At 68.6% G+C, this 878-nt stretch carries 1 protein-coding gene; it reads left to right on the forward strand.

Features of this window, described 5'->3' with window-relative positions:
* Positions 1–878: electron transfer flavoprotein subunit alpha/FixB family protein (locus tag ABGB08_RS54690; RefSeq protein ID WP_347608563.1), on the forward strand; the 878-nt coding region annotated here is incomplete at both ends.

The following is an 878-nucleotide window of genomic DNA, read 5'->3' on the forward strand; positions in this document are numbered from 1 at the left end:
GAGATCCTGGTGCTCGTCGAGCACGTCGACGGAGACGTCAAGAAGGTCACCCTTGAGCTGCTGACCCTGGCTCGCTCGCTCGGCGAGCCCGCCGCCGTCTGGGCCGGTCCTGGCTACTCCGAGATCGCCAAGGGCAGGCTCGCCGAGTTCGGCGCGGAGCGGGTGTATGTGGCGGATTCGGCCGACATCGTGGACTACGTGGTCGCGCCGAAGGCCGAACTGCTGGCCTCGCTGGTGGCTTCCCGGTCTCCGGCGGCTGTGCTGGTCGCCTCGACGGCTGAGGGCAAGGAGGTCGCCGGGCGGCTCGCGGTCAAGACCGACTCTGGAGTGATCACCGATGCTGTCGGGCTGGGTGAGGGTTTCATCGCCGATCAGTCCATCTTCGGCGGTGGCGTCAACGTGCACAGCCGGGTGAGCAAGGGCACTCCGATCATCGCGGTCCGTCCCAACTCCACCGCCCCCGTGCCCGCCCCCGGTGCCGCCGTCGAGGAGAAGGTGGACGTCGCCCTGACCGACGCGGCCCGCGCTGCGAAGATCGTGGAGCGGGTCAAGCAGGAGAAGGGCGCCCGTCCCGAGCTCACCGAGGCCGCCATCGTGGTCTCCGGCGGGCGCGGTGTCGGGTCCGGTGAGAACTTCGCCATCATCGAGAAGCTGGCCGATTCGCTCGGCGCGGCTGTCGGCGCCTCCCGTGCGGCGACCGATGCGGGCTGGTATCCGCACGCTTTCCAGGTCGGCCAGACCGGGAAGACGGTGTCCCCGCAGTTGTACATCGCGGCGGGTATCTCCGGGGCGATTCAGCACCGGGCGGGCATGCAGACCTCGAAGACCATCGTGGTCATCAACAAGGATCCCGAGGCTCCCATCTTCGAAATCGCCGA

It is taken from the genome of Acrocarpospora sp. B8E8 (genome assembly GCF_039871605.1).
GTDB lineage: Bacteria > Actinomycetota > Actinomycetes > Streptosporangiales > Streptosporangiaceae > Acrocarpospora > Acrocarpospora macrocephala.